This window comes from Streptomyces sp. NPDC050625, from assembly GCF_040654755.1.
GTDB lineage: Bacteria > Actinomycetota > Actinomycetes > Streptomycetales > Streptomycetaceae > Streptomyces.
In genome coordinates, this window is record NZ_JBFAIQ010000002.1 from 195,110 (window position 1) to 214,973 (window position 19,864).

The 19,864-nt window shown below is 70.4% G+C and carries 16 protein-coding genes; 7 read left to right on the top strand and 9 right to left on the bottom strand.

Annotated features, from left to right (window positions below; genetic code table 11):
• Positions 1 to 7: 7 nt before the first annotated feature.
• The 6 genes from AB0I54_RS05150 to AB0I54_RS05175 all read right to left on the bottom strand — a co-directional run bounded on the left by AB0I54_RS05150 (position 8) and on the right by AB0I54_RS05175 (position 7,851).
• Positions 8 to 823 carry a carbohydrate ABC transporter permease gene (locus tag AB0I54_RS05150; protein ID WP_363294979.1) on the bottom strand — a complete coding sequence of 272 codons (816 nt, stop codon included), beginning with the start codon at positions 821 to 823 and terminating at the stop codon, positions 8 to 10.
• A gap of 41 nt (positions 824 to 864) precedes the next feature.
• Positions 865 to 1,830, bottom strand: coding sequence for a sugar ABC transporter permease (locus AB0I54_RS05155; RefSeq protein ID WP_363294510.1), 966 nt, complete (start codon positions 1,828 to 1,830; stop codon positions 865 to 867).
• A gap of 26 nt (positions 1,831 to 1,856) precedes the next feature.
• Positions 1,857 to 3,122 (bottom strand): extracellular solute-binding protein, encoded by a 1,266-nt coding sequence (locus AB0I54_RS05160; protein ID WP_363294511.1) that lies wholly within the window; start codon positions 3,120 to 3,122, stop codon positions 1,857 to 1,859.
• A 232-nt stretch (positions 3,123 to 3,354) separates the two neighbouring features.
• A complete protein-coding gene (locus AB0I54_RS05165) occupies positions 3,355 to 5,211 on the bottom strand; it encodes a glycoside hydrolase (protein WP_363294512.1) in 1,857 nt (618 codons plus the stop codon).
• 11 nt (positions 5,212 to 5,222) lie between these two features.
• On the bottom strand, positions 5,223 to 6,470 hold the full coding sequence (locus tag AB0I54_RS05170; protein ID WP_363294513.1) for an ROK family protein: 1,248 nt from the start codon (positions 6,468 to 6,470) through the stop codon (positions 5,223 to 5,225).
• A gap of 136 nt (positions 6,471 to 6,606) precedes the next feature.
• Positions 6,607 to 7,851, bottom strand: coding sequence for an FAD-binding protein (locus AB0I54_RS05175; protein ID WP_363294514.1), 1,245 nt, complete (start codon positions 7,849 to 7,851; stop codon positions 6,607 to 6,609).
• 106 nt (positions 7,852 to 7,957) lie between these two features.
• Between AB0I54_RS05175 and AB0I54_RS05180 the strand changes: the two genes are divergently transcribed.
• The 5 genes from AB0I54_RS05180 to AB0I54_RS05200 all read left to right on the top strand — a co-directional run bounded on the left by AB0I54_RS05180 (position 7,958) and on the right by AB0I54_RS05200 (position 13,691).
• Positions 7,958 to 8,965: a hydroxyacid dehydrogenase gene (locus AB0I54_RS05180; protein WP_363294515.1), complete on the top strand. Its 1,008-nt coding sequence runs from the start codon at positions 7,958 to 7,960 to the stop codon at positions 8,963 to 8,965.
• Between the two features lie 381 nt (positions 8,966 to 9,346).
• Positions 9,347 to 9,766 carry a hypothetical protein gene (locus AB0I54_RS05185; RefSeq protein ID WP_363294516.1) on the top strand — a complete coding sequence of 140 codons (420 nt, stop codon included), beginning with the start codon at positions 9,347 to 9,349 and terminating at the stop codon, positions 9,764 to 9,766.
• A gap of 47 nt (positions 9,767 to 9,813) precedes the next feature.
• The gene (locus AB0I54_RS05190) at positions 9,814 to 10,488 is read left to right on the top strand and encodes a pyridoxamine 5'-phosphate oxidase family protein (RefSeq protein WP_363294517.1); all 675 of its coding nucleotides are present in this window, start codon (positions 9,814 to 9,816) and stop codon (positions 10,486 to 10,488) included.
• A 58-nt stretch (positions 10,489 to 10,546) separates the two neighbouring features.
• On the top strand, positions 10,547 to 11,866 hold the full coding sequence (locus tag AB0I54_RS05195; RefSeq protein WP_363294518.1) for a radical SAM protein: 1,320 nt from the start codon (positions 10,547 to 10,549) through the stop codon (positions 11,864 to 11,866).
• 334 nt (positions 11,867 to 12,200) lie between these two features.
• On the top strand, positions 12,201 to 13,691 hold the full coding sequence (locus tag AB0I54_RS05200) for a cellulose-binding domain-containing protein (protein WP_363294519.1): 1,491 nt from the start codon (positions 12,201 to 12,203) through the stop codon (positions 13,689 to 13,691).
• A gap of 88 nt (positions 13,692 to 13,779) precedes the next feature.
• Here AB0I54_RS05200 and AB0I54_RS05205 read toward each other — a convergent pair whose 3' ends face one another.
• From AB0I54_RS05205 to AB0I54_RS05215, 3 genes are read right to left on the bottom strand one after another with little or no spacing between them, the layout of a single operon-like run.
• Positions 13,780 to 14,772 carry an ABC transporter substrate-binding protein gene (locus AB0I54_RS05205; protein ID WP_363294520.1) on the bottom strand — a complete coding sequence of 331 codons (993 nt, stop codon included), beginning with the start codon at positions 14,770 to 14,772 and terminating at the stop codon, positions 13,780 to 13,782.
• A gap of 35 nt (positions 14,773 to 14,807) precedes the next feature.
• Complete coding sequence (locus AB0I54_RS05210) at positions 14,808 to 15,869, bottom strand: ABC transporter permease (protein WP_363294521.1); 1,062 nt, start codon at positions 15,867 to 15,869, stop codon at positions 14,808 to 14,810.
• Positions 15,866 to 16,687, bottom strand: coding sequence for an ATP-binding cassette domain-containing protein (locus tag AB0I54_RS05215; RefSeq protein WP_363294522.1), 822 nt, complete (start codon positions 16,685 to 16,687; stop codon positions 15,866 to 15,868). Before AB0I54_RS05215 ends, AB0I54_RS05210 begins: the two co-directional genes overlap by 4 nt.
• Before the next feature lie 105 nt (positions 16,688 to 16,792).
• On the opposite strand from AB0I54_RS05215, the gene AB0I54_RS05220 reads away from it, so the two are divergent.
• Positions 16,793 to 17,800: a LacI family DNA-binding transcriptional regulator gene (locus AB0I54_RS05220; protein WP_363294523.1), complete on the top strand. Its 1,008-nt coding sequence runs from the start codon at positions 16,793 to 16,795 to the stop codon at positions 17,798 to 17,800.
• Between the two features lie 123 nt (positions 17,801 to 17,923).
• Positions 17,924 to 19,864, top strand: a complete 1,941-nt coding sequence (locus AB0I54_RS05225; RefSeq protein WP_363294524.1) for a dynamin family protein — start codon at positions 17,924 to 17,926, stop codon at positions 19,862 to 19,864.

Here is a 19,864-nt window from a genome sequence, read left to right on the forward strand (position 1 = left end):
TCCTAGCTCAGCCCTTGATGCCGGTCTGTGCGATCCCCTGGACCAGCCAGCGCTGGAGGAAGAGGAAGACGAACAGCAGGGGCAGGATGGAAATGGCGGTGGCCATGAAGATCAGGTGGTAGTTGACGGTCTGGTTGGTCATGTACGAGGAGAGCGCGACCTGGACCGTCCAGGCGCTGGGGTCCTGGCCGATGACCAGCGGCCACAGGAACGAGTTCCAGCCGTTGATGAAGGTGATCGTGGCGATCGCCGCGAAGAAGTTCAGCGAGTTGGGGACGACGACACGCCAGTACGCGCCCCAGTAGCCGAGCCCGTCCACGCGCGCCGCCTCCTCCAGCTCCTTCGGGAACCCCAGGAAGTACTGCCGGAAGAGGAAGCAGGTGAAACCGCTGAACAGGCCCGGAATGATGAGACCGCGGTAGCTGTCCACCCAGCCGAGGGACGAGACCAGCACGAAGCTGGGCACGAAGGTGACGGCGGCCGGGACCATGAGGGTCACCAGCACCGCGTAGAAGATCTTGTTGGCGTGCCGGTAGGGGATGCGGGCCAGGCCGTAGCCGGCGAGTGAGCACACGAAGAGCGTGCCGAGAGTGTGGAGTATGCCGACGACCAGCGAGTTCACCATCGACTGTCCGAAGTCGACCGTGGGGTCGTCGAACGGCTCGGTGATGTTGCCCCACTGGATGTGGGTGGGGAAGAACTTCCAGTTCTCGCCGGTGATCTCCGGATCGGTGGACAGGGCGTTGCGGATCAGCAGATAGAAGGGGACGAGGAAGAAGAACGCGGCGACGCTGATGGCGATGTACAGGCCGGTGGAGCTCATCACTCCGCCACCGCGCCGGACGCGGCGCTCCGGGATGGTGGTCACTGGGACTGGTCACCCCTTCCGAAGCCCATGATCCTGCCCTGGAACAGGGTCACGACACAGATCAGCAGGGTCAGGAGCACCGCTCCGGCGCTGCCCGCTCCGTAGTTCTGGTTCTGGCCGAGGGCCGTGTAGTAGAGCTCGACGAGCGGCGGACGGCCCCACGTGGTCTTGGACAGCAGGTTGAAGAACTCGTCGAAGGCCTGGTAGGCGGCCACGAGCAGCAGCAGGATCACGGCCGTGGAGGTGGCGCGCAGCTGCGGCAGTGTGATGTGGCGGAAGGTCTGCCAGCCGGGCTTCGCGCCGTCGATCGCGGCGGCCTCGTACAGCTCCCGCGGGATGTTCTGCAGCGCGGCCAGGAACAGGATCATGTAGAAGCCGGACTGCAGCCACAGCCGGGCGGTGAGGATGACCAGCCAGTACCAGGGCGGGTCGGGGTTGGCGAGCCAGGCGACGTTGTCCACGCCGAACCAGCCGATGACGGTGTTGGCCAGGCCGAAGCGTACGCCGTTGAAGATGGACATCTTCCAGATCAGCGAGGCGGCCACATAGCTGCAGGCCGTCGGCAGGAAGAACACCGACCGGTAGAACGCCCGCATGAAGCGCAGCCGGTTCACCAGCAGTGCCAGGCCCAGCGAGACCGCCCAGGTGGTGGGCACGACGAACGCGGCGAAGACGGTGAAGGTGACCAGCGAGCCGGTGAAGTTGCTGTCCGTCAGCATCTGCCGGTAGTTGTCAAGGCCGACGAAGTCGCTGGGCGTCACGGTGAAGCGGGCCTCGAAGAAGCTGAGGTAGACGCTCCAGCCGATGGGGATGTAGACGAAGACGATCAGCCCGATGAGGAACGGGCTGGTGAAGAGCCAGAAGTTGAATGTGCGGCTGCCCCGCAGCCCCCGCCGCGGCCGGGCCTTGTGGGCCTTGGCCGGGGCGGGGCTCGCGAGGCCACGCGTGGTGGTCGTCGACATGTCGTGGTCCGTGTCCGTCCGGCGGTCTATCCGAAGAGCTTCTTGAGCTCGGCGCCGACCGTCTTGTCGCACGCGTCGAGCGCGGCCTCGGGGTCACCGCCCTTGCGGACGCAGTCGGCGAAGACGTTCTCCGTGGCGGTGATCATCGCCTGGGTCCAGCCGATGTTGTCGAAGTGCCCGTACTCGTTGAAGAGCTTCACGCCCTCCGCCGGCAGGCCCGACTTCAGCTTGGCGGCGGACTGCGCGATGGAGGTGCGCGGCGGGATGTGGAAGCCGTACGAGGTCGCCCAGTCCTCCTGGTACTTCTTCTGGTCGATCCACAGCCACTTCACGTACTCCTTGGCCGCGTCGACGTTCTTGCCCTTGGCGTTGACGAACATCGACCAGCCGCCGTTGTAGACGGACGGCTTGCCCGCGTCGGTGACCTTCGGGAACGGCATGATGCCGAGGTCGTCGCCGAGGGTCTGCTGGAACTGCGGCATGGCCCACATGCCGCAGAACTGGATGGCGCACAGGCCCTGGTTGAGCGCGGAGGGGTCCCAGAAGTCGGCGGGGGCGTCGAGCAGCAGATGGCCGCTGGTGAAGAGCTTGCGCATCTTCTTCAGACCCTCGACCACGCCGTCGGTGTGGTAGGCGATCTCGTTCTTGGCGTCGAGGGTGTCGGCGCCGGCCGACCAGATCAGCGGGTTGATGACCGCGTGCAGGTCGTTGCCGAGGAACAGGCCCTTGACCTTGCTCGTGGTGAGCTTGGCGGCGGCCTCGATCAGCTCGTCGAGGGTGGTCGGGGCCTGGATGCCCGCCTTCTCCAGGAGCGACCTGCGGTAGAAGAAGAACTGCGGGTCGTCGATCATGCGGACGCCGTAGATCTTGCCGTCCACCGTGTGCGACGTGATGTCGGCCTGGTTGAAGTCGGACTTGACCGGCTCGATGATGTCGGTCAGATCGGCCACCTGACCGCTCTTGACGAGCTGGAGCTGCGGGTGGAACTCGAACAGGTCCGGCGCCTGGTCGGTGAGCAGCGAGGCGAAGAGCTTGCTCTCGAAGTTGGAGCCGGTGATCCACTGCGTGGTGACACTGGCGCCCTTGTACGCCTTCGCGTACCGCTTGATCGCCTGCTCGGTGCCCGCCTCGCCGTACGCGTGGAAGTACTGCACGAGGTTCTTGCCCGAACCGGAGCCGCCCCCACGGCCGTTGTTGCTGCCGCACGCGGCCAGTGTGCCGGCGGCGGCCATGCCCGCGGCGGCGCGGAACAGTGATCTGCGGGACCAGTTGCTGTTGCTCATTGCCGACATGCTGACGTCCTTGTCTCGAAGTGCGGCTGCAGCTCTACGGCTTGGGCCAGATGGCTCGGATGTGCTGTGCGGAGCGGGACGTTAACCTTCGGCTAAGGCTTCGGCAAGGGGTTGGACGAAGTCTGTTCGAAGCGTTGCATCCGGTTCGGAATCCCGAACGTGTGGGAGTGGCAAGGGAGTTGAGAGCCACCGGGTCAGGGGTGTGGCCGGCGGCCCTCGGTCCAGCGGGGTGTTACTGCCTGGTCCAGGCCTCGTTGGCGCCGCCGTTGCAGCTGTAGAGGATCACGGCGCTGCCGTCGGTGGTCGCCTGTCCGCCCACGTCCAGGCACTCGCCCGTCGCCTCGTTGACGATCTGGCCGTTGGAGTTCAGCAGCCAGCGCTGTGTGGCGTCACCCGTCGCGGCCGCTGTCGTGAGCCCGGAACTCCCGGCCGTCAGATAGCCGTTGAGGCCCTTCAGGGTGCCCTTCGCGTCGTACGACCACGACTGCCCGGCGGTGCCCGTGCAGCCGGTGATGGTGGCGCCGGAGGCGTCGGCCGTCAGGCACTTGCCGGACTGCTTGCCCTGGAGGGCGCCGGTGAGGGCCGTGCTGCCGTGGCCCTGCCGGTCGAGGACATAGGTGGTGACGGAGCGGGCCGCGAGCGTGGCGGACATCGTGCCGCCCCGCACCGCAGGCCTGGCCACGTCGGCCCAGTTCTCCTCCGCCGAGGTCCGCACCGCCTGCGTCGCCCGCAGCGGCGACCTGCTGTTGAAGTGCACATCGAGCGCCGTGTCGGTGGAGTTGTGGTTGTTCACCACGACCACCCACGTGCCGTCCCGGTCGTATGCCGACACCTCGACGCCGTCCGGCGCGCCGGTCACGTTGTGCGCGACCGCACCCGGCTTCACGAACTTGCTGTACTGACCCAGCGCGTAGTAGCGCTTGGTGAAGTACAGGGTCTGGTTGCCGTTCGTCCTGTAGTCCGGGTCGTAGTAGATCAGGCCGTCGTTCCAGCCGTCGCCGTTCTTCGCCAGCGGATCGCTGCCGATCATCTCCGACAGCGCGACCCACCACTGGAATGCCGAGTCGTGCGCGGTCGCGAAGTCCTTGTAGATGATCCGGGAGAGGTTCAGACCGCCGTCGATGGTCGGGTCGTACTCCTGCGCCCAGCCGGTGCCGCCGTTGCCGAAGCAGCAGATCTCCGTGGACCAGGACTGCTTGCCGGCTGCCTTGGACGTTTCGTAGACCTTCGCCCGGTCCCCGTCACCGGGGTTGTCGTAGGTGTGGTGGGCGAGCTTGGCGACGTACTGGGCGGTGTCCGGCTGCGAGATCCACTGCGGGACCTCGGAGTTGAACTTGACCGTACTGGTGGACTCGTCGGCGATGATGCCCGTCCGCTGGTGCCGGGAGCGCTGCTCGGCGCCGAGGGCGCGCACGATGTCGTCGCGCTGGGCGGGATCGACGAGCATGCCCTCCTGACCGCAGGAGTCGAAGCTGTTCGTCGGCTCGTTGAAGGGGCTGATGTAGTCGAGCCGTACGCCCTGGCGGGCGAAGTGGTCGGTGACGTCGGCCACGTACTTGGCGAAGTCCTGCTCGTTGTCCGCCTTCAGATAGCCGCCGCAGCTCTTGCCGTTGGTCTTCCACTCGGCGGGCGCGCTGTTGACGAAGCCGATCAGGTCCTCGACGCCGTACTTCGCGGCGGCGTACAGGAAGTAGCGGCCCGCCTCGTCCTTGCTCCAGTCGTAGGACCCGTCGTCGTTCAGGAAGTCCTCGGGGGCGCGGGGCGCGTAGCTGACGCCGGTGCCGCCACCGCCGATGTTGTAGCGGTACGCGCTGAGGTCCAGGCCCTGCGCGGAGAACAGCAGCCGCGCCACCCGGGCCTGTACCTTCGGGTCGAAGTTCCGCAGGTCGTTGACCCACCAGGCGCCCGAGGCACCGATGTCGTCGATGGTCTGGGCGGCATGGGGAGAGACCTCGGCGGCCGTGGGGGTGGCCGCCGAGGAGGGCGGGGCGGATATCAGGGGGCCGACGACGGCGAGTGCGGCCGCGGCTGCCAGGAGGACCGATCTCCTGGTGCGGGGAGTCGTGGTGCGGGGGTGAGACACGTGCATCCCTTCCGTCGTCATGAAGGCGGTGCGGTACGGCTCCTTACGGGGGTGGTGCGCTTGCTTCCGTTCCTCTGCCCGACGGACTGCAACGCCCCTTCCAGCGCGAACGTCGCCGCGCCGAGGGACACCGGGTCGGTGGGGATCGGGGAGAGGACGATCTCGGTGGCGGCCAGCGGCCGCCGCAGCGCGTGCCGGGCGACGGCCTCGCGCACCTCGCCGAGCAGCGGCTCGCCCAGCCGGGCGGCGACCCAGCTGCTGAGCACGACCACCTCGGGGTTGAGGAGATTGATCAGATCGGAGATGCCGGCGCCGAGGTAACGGGCCGTGTCCCGCACCACCTTGATGGCCACCGGGTCGTTCGCGTCGACCGCGCGCGCCAGCGCGTCGATCGTGGCCGTCTGGTCCTCGGGGTGCAACAGCGCGCTTTGCGGGCTCAGTTCACGCAGGTTCTGCATGATGCCGGGCGCGCCGACATACGTCTCCACACAGCCGTGGTTGCCGCAGTGGCACAGCCGCCCGTCCAGGACGAGCGTGGTGTGCCCCCACTCGCCGGCGCTGTTGCTGACGCCCCGGTGCAGCCCGCCGCCGAGCGCCAGTCCGGCGCCGACTCCGGTCCCGAGGTTCACCACCACGGCGTCCCCGCGCCCGCGCGCCGCCCCGAACCACAGCTCGGCGACCGCGCAGGCGCGCAGCGGGTTGTCCAAGTACAGGGGGTAGGCGATGTGTTCGGAGAGCAGATCGAGCAACGGCACGTCGTGCCAGTCCCAGTTGGGCGCGTACTCGGAGACGCCCGTGTCGCGGTCCACCTGGCCCGGCACGCTCACCCCGACGCCGAGCACCCGCGCAGCCTCCACCCCGGCCTGCGCGACCACCGAGCCGACGGCCGCCGCGACATGGCCGACCACCTGCTCCGGGCGGCTCTCGCCGGGGCGCATGTCCTCGTCGGCGCGGGCCAGGACGTTCAGCGCCAGGTCGAACAGCTCGACATGGACGTACGTCTCCGCGATGTCGACGCCGATCAGCGCGCCCCCCGACGCGTGGACGGCCACGAGACCGCGGGGGCGACCCCCCGCCGAGTCCTCGAAACCGACCTCTGTGATCATACGGAGGTCGAGCAGCTCACCGACGAGCGTGGCGACCGTGGCCAGACTCAGCCCGGTGGCGGACGCCAGCTCCTGCCGTGAGGTGGGCGACGCGGCGATGATCTGGCGCAGCACCTCGTAGCGGTTCGCGGTGCGGATGTCACGTGATGTGCGCTTCACGGAGCTGCCCCTCCCATCCCGTCCAGGCCGGGCCGGGCACAACGGCACCGGCGGCGCAAGGCTATGGGCTGCGAAGGACTTTCGACAAGGGGTTAGGAAAGGGGGTTTATAAAGTCGGCCACAGGGCATCCCGCAGTCAGTCGCCCAGGGCATCCCGTACGAAGGCGTTGGCGAATTTGCCACCGGGATCGAGGGCCCGGGCCAGGGCGCGGAAGTCGGCCATGCGGGGATAGCGGTCACGCACCACCGCGGCCGGGACGGTGAACACCTTGCCCCAGTGCGGACGCGGATCGAAGGCGTCCAGGGCCTCCTCGACCCGGCGGACGACCGGCAGCACCGCCGCCGTGTCCGCGATCCAGGTGAAGTGCAGGGCGACCGAATCACGGCCGTGGGCGGGGCTCAGCCACTGCGGGTCCGTGGCGACCGTACGCACTTCACAGGTCTGCAGCACGGGGGAGACGGTCTCACGCACCGCGTCGAGCGCGTTCAGGGCGTCGACCGCGGCCGACCGCGGCAGCAGGTACTCCGACTGGAGCTCGTCCCCGCTGCTCGGTGTGAACTCGGCCCGGAAGTGCGGCAGCCGCTCGTGCCAGGGCCCCGGCACCCCGAACTGCTCGGTGCAGTTGACCGCGGGCATCCCCGGCACCGGGTGCAGCGCCTCGGTCGCGGGCGCGGCCCACGGGAAGTGCGCGGGCGGCTGGTCGGTGCGCCGCTTGAGCCACACCTGCCGGAAACCCGGCTTCTGCCAGTCGGTGAACAGGCTCACGCTGTACGCCGACGCCGCCACCGTCTCGAAGTCCAGCCCGGCAAGGGGCAGTTCGGTGAAGACATGCTGCTCGACCTCGTACGCAGGCTCCAGGTCGAGGACGAGCGCGGTCACCACGCCGAGCGCGCCGAGGGAGGTCACGGCCCCGTCGAAGCCCTCCTGCCCCCGCGCGATCGACACCGGTGAGCCGTCCGCCGTGACCAGCTCCACCTCGCGTACGGCCGCCGCGAGCGGGCCGTTGCCGACCCCCGAACCATGTGTGCCGGTGGCCACCGAGCCGGCCACCGAGATGTGCGGCAGGGAGGCCATGTTGGGCAGGGCGAGGCCGTGTGCGTGGACCGCGCGGGCCAGCTCCGCGTACCGGACGCCGCCCGAGACCCGTACCGTACGGGCCGTGGTGTCCACGTCGAGCACCGGCGGCAGATCGGCGATCGACAGCAGGACGCCGTCGGCGCCCGGGTCGGCGATCTCGTTGAAGGAATGACCGCTGCCCAGCACCCGCACCCGGAAGCTCCCGCCCACCAGGGCCCTGAGCGCTTCGAGCGAGCCGGGCCGGTGCAGCTCACCGGCCGTGTAGGTGATGTTGCGCGCCCAGTTGGTGACCGTCTCCGTCATCCCTGTCGTCCTCCCGGTGAGTGCCTCCATTGACCCTCTCATCCGCCCCGACCTACCGTAGAGAACGGTTGCTGTCGGTGCCTCACCGAGCCGGAAGGTCCCTTCCTTGCCCGAGCGTCTCCAGGCCATGTTCGCCATGAAGGCCGAGAACGTGTCGCACGTCTTTCCGCCGGAGGTGCTCGCGCGACTGCGTGAGTGCGTGGAAATCGATCCCACCGCGGTGGCCGAGGACTTCACCGACCCACGGCTGCGGGAGGCGCTCGCCCGCACCGAGGTACTCATCACCGGCTGGGGCTGCCCCCGCCTGGACGAAGCGGCGCTGGACACGGCCCCGCGGCTGCGCGCGGTGCTGCACGCGGCCGGCTCGGTCAAGGGTTTCACCACGCCCGAGGTGTGGCGGCGCGGCATCGCGGTCTCCTCGGCGGCCGCGGCCAACGCGCTGCCCGTCGCCGAGTACACCCTCGCGATGATCCTGCTCGCCGGGAAGGGCGTCTTCGCCTTCCGCGACGAGCTCCGCGCCCGGCGCGCCTTCCCCTACGGCGACATCGTCCCCGGCATCGGCAACTACGGCCGCCGCGTCGGCATCGTGGGCGCGTCCCGCATCGGCCGCCGACTGATCGAACTGCTGCGCCCGTACGACCTGCGGGTGAGCCTCGCCGACCCGTACGTCGACGAGGCGGAGGCCGCCCGGTTGGGCGTCCCCCTGCTCCAGCTCGACGACCTGCTGCGCACCGCGGACACCGTCACCGTGCACGCCCCGGAGACCCCGGAGACCCGGCACCTCCTGGGCGCCCGTGAACTGGCCCTGATGCCCACCGGGTCGGTCCTCGTCAACACCGCCCGCGGCTCCCTGGTCGACCACGAGGCCCTTCTGGGGGAACTGCGCACCGGCCGCCTGACCGCGGTCCTCGACGTCACCGACCCCGAGCCCCTGCCCCCCGACTCCCCCCTCTTCGGCCTGCCCAACGCCTTCATCACCCCGCACCTCGCCGGTTCCCAGGGCAACGAACTGGCCCGCCTCGGCCACACGGTCACCGAGGAAGCCGCCCGGCTACTGTCCGGCGAGGCCCTGCGACACGCGGTCGACCACACGGTTCTGGAACGGGCGGCGTGAGCGGCGCGCCGTAGCGGGGGCCGGACAAGTGGGGGAGCGGGAACCGACCGGCGACGAAGCGGGCGCGGCCCGCGGCGAGCGGGGACACCTCGACGGCGCGGGAAGTGGTCGCGCGGGTCCTCGGCGGCGCCTGTCCGGTCGCCGCGGCCATCGGTTCCAGGGCCCTGACGGCGATGCGCGAACTGGACTACGTGGTCAACGCCCACGCCCCTGGACTCGGTGGCGCCACCAACAAGCCCATCGCCGTCGTCGACGACGTGACCACCCCCTTCCGCGCGCACATTGAGCGCGGAGTGGAGGAACAGGCCGCAGCCGAGGGCCGGGCGCCGACGCGGTCGCCGTGGTGGGCGGGTCTGAGGGACGAGCACTACCGGGAGGTGCATGACCCGCGTCGCGCACGGCCTGGACCGGGTGGGCTCCCGGCTGGCCCTGGTGGGCCGGCCGCGGCTCGGCCCTGGCATGCGCGCCACCGTCGTCGACCACCACGGTGAGGGCCAGGTGCCTGCGCTCACCGGCCACCTCGTGTCGGCCGGCCGTCACCGCATCGCCCACCTCGGCCCCGTCCGCAGTTGCGGCAGTGCCCTGGCTTGCTGCGGATTTGTGGTGGGCAGGCCGCCGCTCGGCCTTGGCATGCGCGCCACCGTCGTCGACCACCGCGGTGGGGGCCAGGCGCCTGCGCTCACCGGTCACCTCGTGTCGGCCGGCCGCCACCGCATCGCCCACCTCGGCCCCGTCCGCAGTTGGGACAGCGCCCTGGCATGCTGCGGATTTCGTTGGATGATGTGGAGTGGATTGCTGTAATCAACAGTCATCTAGCCAAGGTGTCGCGATATCGATAGCGTCAGCGTATGGCCTCCGATCCGCTGCCCGCCCTCCTGCCGACTACCGACCTCACCCGCCACCGCCGACTGCGCGAGCAGGGCAGTCAGGACCGGGGCGAGCTGAACGCGATCCTGGACGCCGGTTTCGTCTGTCACCTCGGTGTGGTCGTCGAGGGGCGGCCGCTGGTCGTGCCGACCGTGTACGGGCGTGACGAGCGGGAGCTGTATGTGCACGGCTCCGTGGCCAGCCGCAGTCTCGCGGGGGCTACGCCCGTGTGCGTCACCGTCACCCACGTCGACGGCCTGGTCCTCGCCCGGTCCGTCTTCGAGCACGGGGTCAATTACCGCAGCGCCATGATCCACGGCGAGGCCCGCAAGGTCACCGACCCCGAGGAGAAGCTCGCGGGCCTCGCCCGGCTCACCGAGCACGCGACGCCGGGACAGTGGTCGTACGCACGGCAGCCGAACCGCCGGGAACTCGCCGCCACCACCCTGCTCGCCCTCTCCCTCGAACAGGCCTCCGTCAAGATCCGCACCGGCCCGCCCGACGACGGCGACGGACCCGACGCGGAGCTCGGCCTGTGGGCCGGAACCCTCCCCCTGACCTCGGTCTGGGGAGCCCCGGTGGCCGACCCGGCGCTCCCCCCGGACCTGGCCGTACCAGAACACGTGGCGCGGCGCGAGGGGACCCGGCACGGGTGACGCACACACGGGGGCATACGGTGAGGAGTCGAACGCCTGAGCCGGGAGGAGACACGGGATGGGCAGCCGTACCGCACTGGTCGAGGATCTGATGGAGAGGTTCCCGCACGTACCGCGGGAAGCCGTCTTCAAGGAGGACCTGCTCCGGGGCGGGGTCGCCTTCGACGCGTCGGCCCTCTCCGACAACGAGGGCGGCGAGGTCAAGCCGAAGTCGTACTTCATCTTCTCCTTCGACCACGGCACCCTGCCGGAACTGGGCGAGGCCGCGCTCAGGCGGCCCCCGGAGGAGATCATCCTCACCGGCGGGCCGTACGACCTGCGGCGCACCGTCGTGTCGGTGCGGGTGAACCCGACCTCGCCGTACCGGGTCGCCGCCGACGACGAGGGGCTCCTCGGGCTCTACCTCGACGGCAAGCGGATCGCCGACGTCGGCGTCCCGCCCATGCCCGAGTACTACCGGCACACCCTCTCCAACGGGAAGTCCGTCATGGAGGTGGCCCCGACCATCCAGTGGGGCTATCTGATCTACCTCACCGTCTTCCGGGTGTGCCAGTACTTCGGCGCCAAGGAGGAGTGCCAGTACTGCGACATCAACCACAACTGGCGCCAGCACAAGGCGGCCGGGCGGCCGTACACCGGCGTGAAGGACGTGGAGGAGGTCCTGGAGGCGCTGGAGATCATCGACCGGTACGACACCCAGAAGGCGTCCACCGCCTACACCCTCACCGGTGGCGCGATCACCTCGAAGCTCGCGGGCCGCGACGAGGCCGACTTCTACGGGCACTACGCCAAGGCCATCGAGGAGCGCTTCCCGGGGCGGTGGATCGGCAAGGTGGTTGCCCAGGCGCTGCCGAAGGACGACGTGCAGCGGTTCAAGGACTACGGGGTGCAGATCTACCACCCCAACTACGAGGTCTGGGACCGCCGGCTCTTCGAGCTGTACTGCCCCGGCAAGGAGCGCTACGTCGGCCGCGACGAGTGGCACCGGCGGATCCTCGACTCGGCCGAGATCTTCGGCGCGCGCAATGTCATCCCCAACTTCGTGGCCGGCGTGGAGATGGCGGAGCCCTTCGGCTTCACCACCGTCGACGAGGCCATCGCGTCCACCACCGAGGGCCTGCGCTTCTTCATGTCGCACGGCATCACGCCCCGCTTCACCACCTGGTGCCCGGAGCCCACGACCCCGCTGGGCAAGGCCAACCCGCAGGGCGCGCCGCTGGAGTACCACATCCGGCTCCTCGAGGCCTACCGCGCCACGATGGACGACTTCGGCCTGTCCTCGCCCCCCGGCTACGGCCAGCCCGGGCCCGGCCGCGCGGTCTTCTCGGTGAGTTCCTTCATGGACAGCCTTCCGGCGGCGGACACGGCGGAGGTGTGACCCTGTGGAGCGGAAGGCTCCTCGGTGCCGCCCTCGCAATCCAACTTGCCGGTGAGAACGCTGAGTCGAAACGCGGTCGCGGTGCGTACAAGAGGGTGGAGTGGAGCCCTGGGTGCACGGAGGTGTCGCGGAAGCTGCCGAATTCGGCAGTGAGCGGCGCCGGACGGCCTTCGCCCGGTACCGTGTCCGCGACCTCGACGGGCGTCACCGGATTTGAATAGGCCGCTTGTCAGTTGTGTCGGAGACGTGAAAAGCTCTTGCCCTGCCGCGAGGTTCCCCCCAACTCCATTTGCCAATATGGCGAGTTGACCTCGCTCGTGGATGCAGGAGACCCATGCCCGACCTGCCGACCCCTCAGGACGCCACCGAGGCCGCGCTGTTCTCCGAGTGCTGGGACGCGGTGCTCTCCTACGCGGACCTGTGCACGTCCGGCTCCATCGCGGCCAATCAGCTGGCCACCGAGGCGTTCGCGCTCGGCCTGCGCGAGGCCCGCGCCGCCCAGTCCGCACCGGTGCGCAGCGCGGGCCGCCGCACCGCGCCCCGGCTGCCGATGATCCCGCTCCTGCTGACCGCGGTACGCACGACGGCGGCCGGCTGGGAGGCCGACGGCCTCGGCCACAAGCTCGACCCCGACCTGCGGCTGTGGCTCAACTCCGACAAGGCCACCCGCTACACCGGCCCGCCCCTGCAGCGCCCGGTCGCCCTGCGGGGCCTGAGGGACATGCAGGAGGCCGACGCGTCGCTGCTGTGGCTGGCCGAGGTGGAGGCACTGCCGCTGCCCGCGGTGGCCCGCCGCCTTGGCCTCGACCCGGCCGCCGCGGCCCAGGAACTCGACCAGGTGCGCGGCCTGTTCCGGGACCGCTGCCATCGCGCGCACCTGGACACACCGATGGCCGCGCAGTGCCGCAGCTACGCCCGGCTGCTCGACGCGGTCACCCGCTCGCCCGTCGCCGACACCCCCGAGGACCTCTCCCGGCACCTCGCCACCTGTGTGCAGTGCGCGGAGGCCGCCGCCTGTCTGCGTCTGCACGGCGGCGGACTGCCCGCGGCGCTGGCCGGAGGCGTGATCGGCTGGGGTGGGCTCGCCTATCTGGAGCGGCGCCGCCGGGCCGCCGAGGTGCGACTGGGCGCGGGCGGCCCGGCGAGGGCGGCGGACCCGGAGAACGGCGACCCGAAGGAGGGCGCGGGCCGCAGCCGCGTCCTGCGCAACGGGCTGCTGGCCGCCGCCATGCTGCTGTCGGTCATCGCGCTCGGCGTCTCGATGATGCCGTTCGGCGGCTCGGGCGACGACATCGCGGCCGCCCGCGACGACCGTGAACCGGTCTCCGACCTCGACCCCTCCCTGCCGTCCACCGACCCGCTCCCGTCGGCCTCCGCCGCCACCACCCCTTCCGCGACCGGAACGGCGGCCAAGTCCGGCCACGAGAACCCCGACCCGGAACCCCAGGGTTCCTCCTCGTCCGCCTCCGAGCACACCGAGCCGTCCCACCCCGCCACCACCACCGCGGGGCCCGGCTGCCGGGTCGAGTACGACCAGGTGAACGAGTGGCCCGACGGCTTCCAGGCCACCGTTACCGTGACCACCGCCGAGGCCCTGGGCGGCTGGCGCGTGTCCTGGTCGTTCCGCGACGGCCAGCAGGTCGGCCAGATGTGGGACGCCACCGTCAGCCAGAACGGCTCCCGGGTCACCGCCACCGCCGCCGACTACAACAAGTCGGTCGCCGCACACGGCACCCTCTCCTTCGGCTTCGTCGGCTCCTGGAGCGGCAAGAACTCCCCGCCGTACGGGTTCACACTGAACGGGAGCGCCTGCACACACGGTTGAGACACCCGCGGCCCACCGGGGGACCCCGCGCGCGGTGCGGGGTCCCCGGTGGGCCGTGCGGAGATCGGCAGCTCGCCCTGTCCGCGGGTCAGCAGCTCGACTTGTAGAAGTACTTGCTGACAGCGGGCTCGTTCATGTTCGCCTTGGTGATGGCGACCATGCTGGTGCCGATCGACTTCTCGACCTTCTTGCCCTCGAAGGCCGCGGCGAGCTGATCGACCGCCTGCCTGCCGATCGCCGCGGGATCCTGGGCGACCAGGACCTGCACGGTGCCCGCCTTGAGCGCCTCGACCTCGTCGGGCTCGGCGTCGAACGCCGCGACCTTCACCTTGCCCTGCTTGCCGGCCTGCTTGAGACCGGTGGCGATGCCCTGGCCGGTGTTGGTGTTGCCCGCGAAGGCGCCTCCCAGGTCGGGATGGGCCGCCAGCGTCGACTGGATCTGCGAGGCCGCGGTGGCCGGCAGGTCGTTGTCGTAGAGGGTCGGCAGCACCTTGATGTCCGGGTACTTGGCCATCTCCTCGGTGAAGCCCTTGATCCGGGCGTCGGTGGTGGAGACACCCGGCTTCACGCTGATGACGATGACCGAGCCCTTCTCGTTCATCAGCTTGGCGAGCGCGTCGGCGGCCACCCGTCCGCCCTTCTCGTTGTCGGACGAGATACGGGTGATGCCGATCGAGGAGTCGGTGACCGTGGTGTCCACGAGCGCGACCTTGGTCCCGGACGACTGGATCTGCTTGAGCGACGGCGTCAGCGCGTTGGTGTCGACCGGAGAGATCAGCAGCCCGTCGGGCCGGGCCGCCGCCACCGAGTCGAGCAGCGGACGCTGGACCGACACGTCCCACTGCGCGGAGCCGTCGGCACTGAAGTCCATGCCCTTGGCCTTGGCCTCGGCCTGCGCGGCACAGGTCATGGTGATGTAGAACGGGTCGCTCTTCACGCCCGTGATCAGCCTGACCTTCTTGTGGGCGGCGCCTCCCGCCGACCCCGAACCCCCGCCGCTGTCCGACGAACCGCACGCGGCGGCACCCGTCAGGGCCACTGCGGCGCCCACGGCGACCAGCACCCTGCGCCTGTTGCGCATGCTCGGCATACTCGACATAACGGTGTCCTCCTTGGTCATGAGCGCTCCCGGCTCTTCCTGCGCATCTGGTCGATGTAGACGGCCGCGACCAGCACGACGCCCACCGCGACGTCCTGCCAGTACTGCTGGACGCCGATGACGATCAGCCCGGTGGTGAGCACGGCGGGGATGAAGACACCGATCACGGTGCCCAGCACCGATCCGCGCCCGCCGAACAGGCTGGTGCCGCCGAGGACCACCGCGGTGATCACCTTCAGATTGTCGGTGGAGTGTCCGGCGATGGACGTAGTGCCGTACGAGGCCAGCCACATCACCGCGCCCAGTCCGGCCAGCAGTCCCATCAGCCCGTACACCTTGATCAGGTGCCGGCCCACCGAAATGCCCGCACGCCGTACGGCCGTCGGATTGGAGCCGATCGCGAGGGTGTGGCTGCCGAACCTCGTACCGCCCAGCACCGCGCCGAACACCGCGGTGACCACCGCGGCGAGGACCACCAGCCACGGGATGCCGAGCACCTTGCCGAAACCCAGGCTGTTCTGCAGATGGTTGGAGGCCGCACCGGCCGGATCCTGGCCGCCGGTGGCGAGTTCGGCCAGCCCCAGCGCCGCGCCCAGACCGCCGAGCGTCACGATCAGCGGGGGCACCTTCCCGGTCGCCACCACGGCTCCCTGCAGCGCGCCCCAAGCGGTGCCCACGGCAAGGGCGATGACGACACAGACGGCCACCGTGCCCCAGCCGGAGGCGGCCCCGCCGTGGCTGATGTTGTACTTGCCCGCCGCCACCGCGGCCAGGACCAGCACCGAGCCGATCGACAGGTCGATGCCCGCGGTGATGATCACGTACGTCATGCCGACGCCGAGCACCAGATAGATGGCCGCGTTGACGGCGATCTGGGTGAGGTCGTAGGTGGTGAAGAACTTGCCGGGCGCGGCGATGGTGAAGAACGCGACCAGCGCCACCAGGATCACGAAGGTCCACAGTTCGCTGACGCCGGCCGCCCGCCGCAGCCATGCCGGTACCGCGATCGCTCCGCCGGCGGACCGGGGCGGGTCCGCCACCCGCGCGGTCTGCTGGACTTCCTTGCTGTCGGCGGTCATCGTGCGTCCTCCGATTCCGCCGCACCGGCCGCGCCGAGGGCTGCGTTCTGGTGTGCGGGGCCGTCCAGCGATCCGGTCATGGCTCCGACGAGTTCCTCGATGGTGGTGCGGGCCGCCGTGAACGAGGCGACCCGGCGGCCCAGTCGCAGCACCTCGATCCGGTCCGCCACCGACAGCACCTCGGGCATGTTGTGGCTGATCAGCACGACACAGATGCCGCGGTCCGCGACCCTGCGCACGGTCTCCAGGACACGGGCGCGCTGTACGACACCCAGCGCGGCGGTCGGCTCGTCCATGAAGATGACCTTGTTGGCGAACGCGACCGCACGGGCCACCGCGACGGACTGCCGCTGCCCACCGGACAACGTTGTCACGGCGGCCGTGACGTCCTTCAGTTCGACGCCGAGTTCCGCGAACGCCTTGACCGCCTCCCGTCGCATCGCGGGCCGGTCGAGCACGCCGACACGCCCCAGCAGGCCCCCGCGCAGGAGCTCCCTGCCGAGGTAGAGATTGGCCGCAGCGTCCAGATCGGGCGCCAGCGACAGATCCTGGTAGACGGTCTCCACCCCGAGGCGCTGCGCGTCCATCGGGCCGGCGAACCGGACCGGCTCGCCGTCCAGCCGTATCTCACCACCGTCGGGGGCGATCACGCCCGACAGGACGTTCACCAGAGTGGACTTGCCGGCACCGTTGTCACCGATCAGGGCGACGACCTCGCCGGGATATGCCGTGAAATCGGCGCCCTGGAGCGCCTGGACGTGGCCGAAACGCTTGACCACACCATGTGCCGAGAGAAGGGGTTCCCTTGCAGAGGCCATGTTGTGCCTCCTGGTTGGTATCGTTAACAGCTCGTCGATTCTGGGAGGCCCGTGGGTGGGCGTCAAGGGTCGGGTACGAACGGGACCTTGGCGGGAGGACGCGGCGTGGCCAGCCGGCCCACGATGAAGGACGTAGCCGCGGCGGCGGGCGTCAGCGCCATGACGGTGTCCCGGGTCGTCAACGGTGACGCGTCGGTCGCGCCGCGCACCGCCGCCCGGGTGGAGGCCGCCGTCCGCCGGCTCGGCTACCAACGCGACGACGTGGCCCGCCAGTTGCGCCGCGCCGACCAGCCGAGCCAGACCATCGGGCTGATGGTCGACAACGTCGCCGACCCCTTCATGGCCGCGGTCGCCTCCGCCGCCGAGGACGTGGCCCGGCAGCGCGGCAGCACGGTGCTCATCGGCTCCAGCCACGACGACCCCCGCCGGGAACGGGAGGTCATCGCGGCCTTCACCGCGCGCCGCGTCGACGGGCTGATCCTCACCCCGGTCGCGGGCAGTCACCGCTTTCTGCGCTCGGCCCAGGCACGCGGCACCAAGATCGTGTGCGTGGACCGGGCCGCGCCCGGCCTGGAGGCGGACGCCGTCGTGGTGGACAACCACGGCGCGGTGAAGGAGGCCGTCCGGCATCTGATCGCGCACGGCCACCGCCGCATCGCCTACCTCGGCGACAAGCGGGAGATCTGGACCGTGGGCGAACGCTACCGGGGCTATCTGGCGGCGCTGGAGGCCGGAGGCATCGACGCCGATCCGCGGATCGTCCGCCACGGACTGAGGTCGGGCCCGGACACCGCCAGGGCCGTCACCGAGATCCTCTCCGCGCCGGAGCCGCCCACGGCTGTCCTGGTCAGCAATGACATCGTCGCGTTCGGGGCACTGGCCGTCCTGCCCCCCGGCATCGCGTTCATCGGCTTCGACGACTTCGCCCTCGCCGCGCAGCTGACCCCGCCGGTCACCGTCATCGCCCAGGACCCGGTCGCGCTCGCGACGAACGCCGCGCAGCTGCTGTTCGCCCGCATCCACGGGGACGACTCCCCGACGCGGACCGTCGTCATGCCCACCCGGCTGATCGCGCGGGGGTCGGGGGAGATACCGGGGCCGTACAGCCGTTGATCCGGTGCCGGCCGGTTCGTTGCCGCTCGATCCGGTGCCGGCCGAGGTAAGTCGCCCGGCATATCGCGCCGATCCCATCGTCTGATGAGAAGTTGACCCGGCAGTCGTTTCTACGCTGGCGAGGTGACGAAACAGCTGGTGGTGGATGGCCCGGGGGAACGGTGGGACTCGGCGGTCGCCGGGCACCTGCGGTGGATCCGCGGCCTGTTCGACAGTCTCGGGCTCCCGGCCGAGCGCCGGAGCGCGCTGCGTCACCGTCTGCGCGCGGTGGAAGCGCGCGCCGCGGACCCGGAACTGAGGGTCGCGGTGTTCGGCGAGGCGTCCAGCGGCAAGAGCACCCTGCTCAATGCCTTTCTGCAGCGCCGACTGCTGCCCTCCTCGGCCCGGGTGACCACGCACACCACGACCGTGCTGCGCCACCGCGACGGCGCCGAGGGCGTGGTGGTCCGCACGGCCGACGACGTGCTGACCTGGCCGTCCGCCGCGTTCGCCCGGTGGACGGGGCTGTGCCACACGTCCCGGCCGGGCGATCTGGAGGATGCCCTGGAGCGGGTGCTGACCACCGAACTGGCAGAGCAGATACGGGACTTGGAGGTCCTATCGCCCATCCGCCTGCTGGGCGGCGGTACGGCGGTGCTCGACACACCGGGGTTCAGCGTGACCGAACGGGGGCATCGGGAGCTGGCCGTGGCCGCCGCCCGGCAGGCGGACCTGGCGCTGGTCGTGGTGCCCGCCGTCGCCGCGATGTCGATGACGCTGGTGGACTTCCTGAGCGGACCGCTGCTGGACCACCAGGACCGGTGCGCCTTCGTGCTCACCAAGACCGACCTGCTCGACGAGGACGAACGGGCCGAGGTCGTCGAGGTCGTCGAGAACCGGCTGAAGGAACTGGGGATCGGCGATCCGGTGCTGCTGCCCTGCGCTCCGGGGCAGGCACTGAAGGAGCTCACCGCGCCCGGCGCCCACGGGCCCGACCCGGAAGGACATCTCGCCAGGTTCCTCGCCGTCGAGGCACGGATCGCGGAACTCGCCGCCGAGCGACGGCAGTTCGCCATCGCGGCCACGGTGCTCGGGCTGCTCTCGGAGCTGCTCTTGGCGGTGGAGGAGTCCGCGCAGTCCCAGCGCGCCGAACTCAGCCGTACGGAGCGCGGGTTGGCCGCCCTGTCCCTGCCGGACTTCCCGGCCTTCCTGGACGCCTGGGCCCAGCGCACCCTGGACCGGGCCGGAAGCGAGCTGAGTCACGCCGCCTCGGCCGGCATCCCCGCGGCGTCCCGGGCGACGCTGGAGACGAAGGTGGCCGACGCCGTCGCCGGAGACAAGATCGGCAATATCTCCGAGGCGGCCGGCAACGTCTCCCGTATCGTCCGGCTCCACTTACGGGAAGAGGCCGAGCGGGCCGTGCGGACCGCGGCGGACCGGGCCGGCGAGCTGCTCACATCCGGAGCCGAGGAACTGGCGCGCGACTTCACCACCGAGTACAGCGCCCTGGCCGGGCTGGCCGGTGAGGTCTGGGCCGCGCCCGAGGCACCCGCGGTGCGGGCGACCGACCTGCCCGCCCCCGACCTCTCCGGCGTCGACGAGACCCTCACCGCCATCGGCGCCCAGCTGGGCGCCAGCGACAACTGGCGCACCGGCGGCGGGGCGATGGCCGGAGCCCTGGCCGGCAGCCTGATCGCCCCCGGCATCGGCACCGTCATCGGTGGCGCGCTCGGCGCGCTCTTCGGCAAACGCAGCAATGACGCGGCCCGCGAGCAGTTCCTTGAGCGGGCCCGCCCGATCATTGCCGCCGCGCACGAGGAGATCGGCACACTCGTCGGCGACTCCCTGCTGCGCGTCCGCGCGGGCGTCACCGACAGCATCGCCGTCCTCCGCCGGCAGTACGACGAGGAGTGGGGCGTGGAGATCGCCCGCCTCACCGCCGAGAACGACCGGCGGCGCGCCGAACTCGCCGCCGGCATCGCCGCCATGGAGGAGGCCGCCGACGGCGCCGGACGCCGCCGCGAAAAGGTCGCCGCCCTGCGTGGCGAGGCCGCCCGCACCGTCCCCGACCCCGAGGAGCAGTGA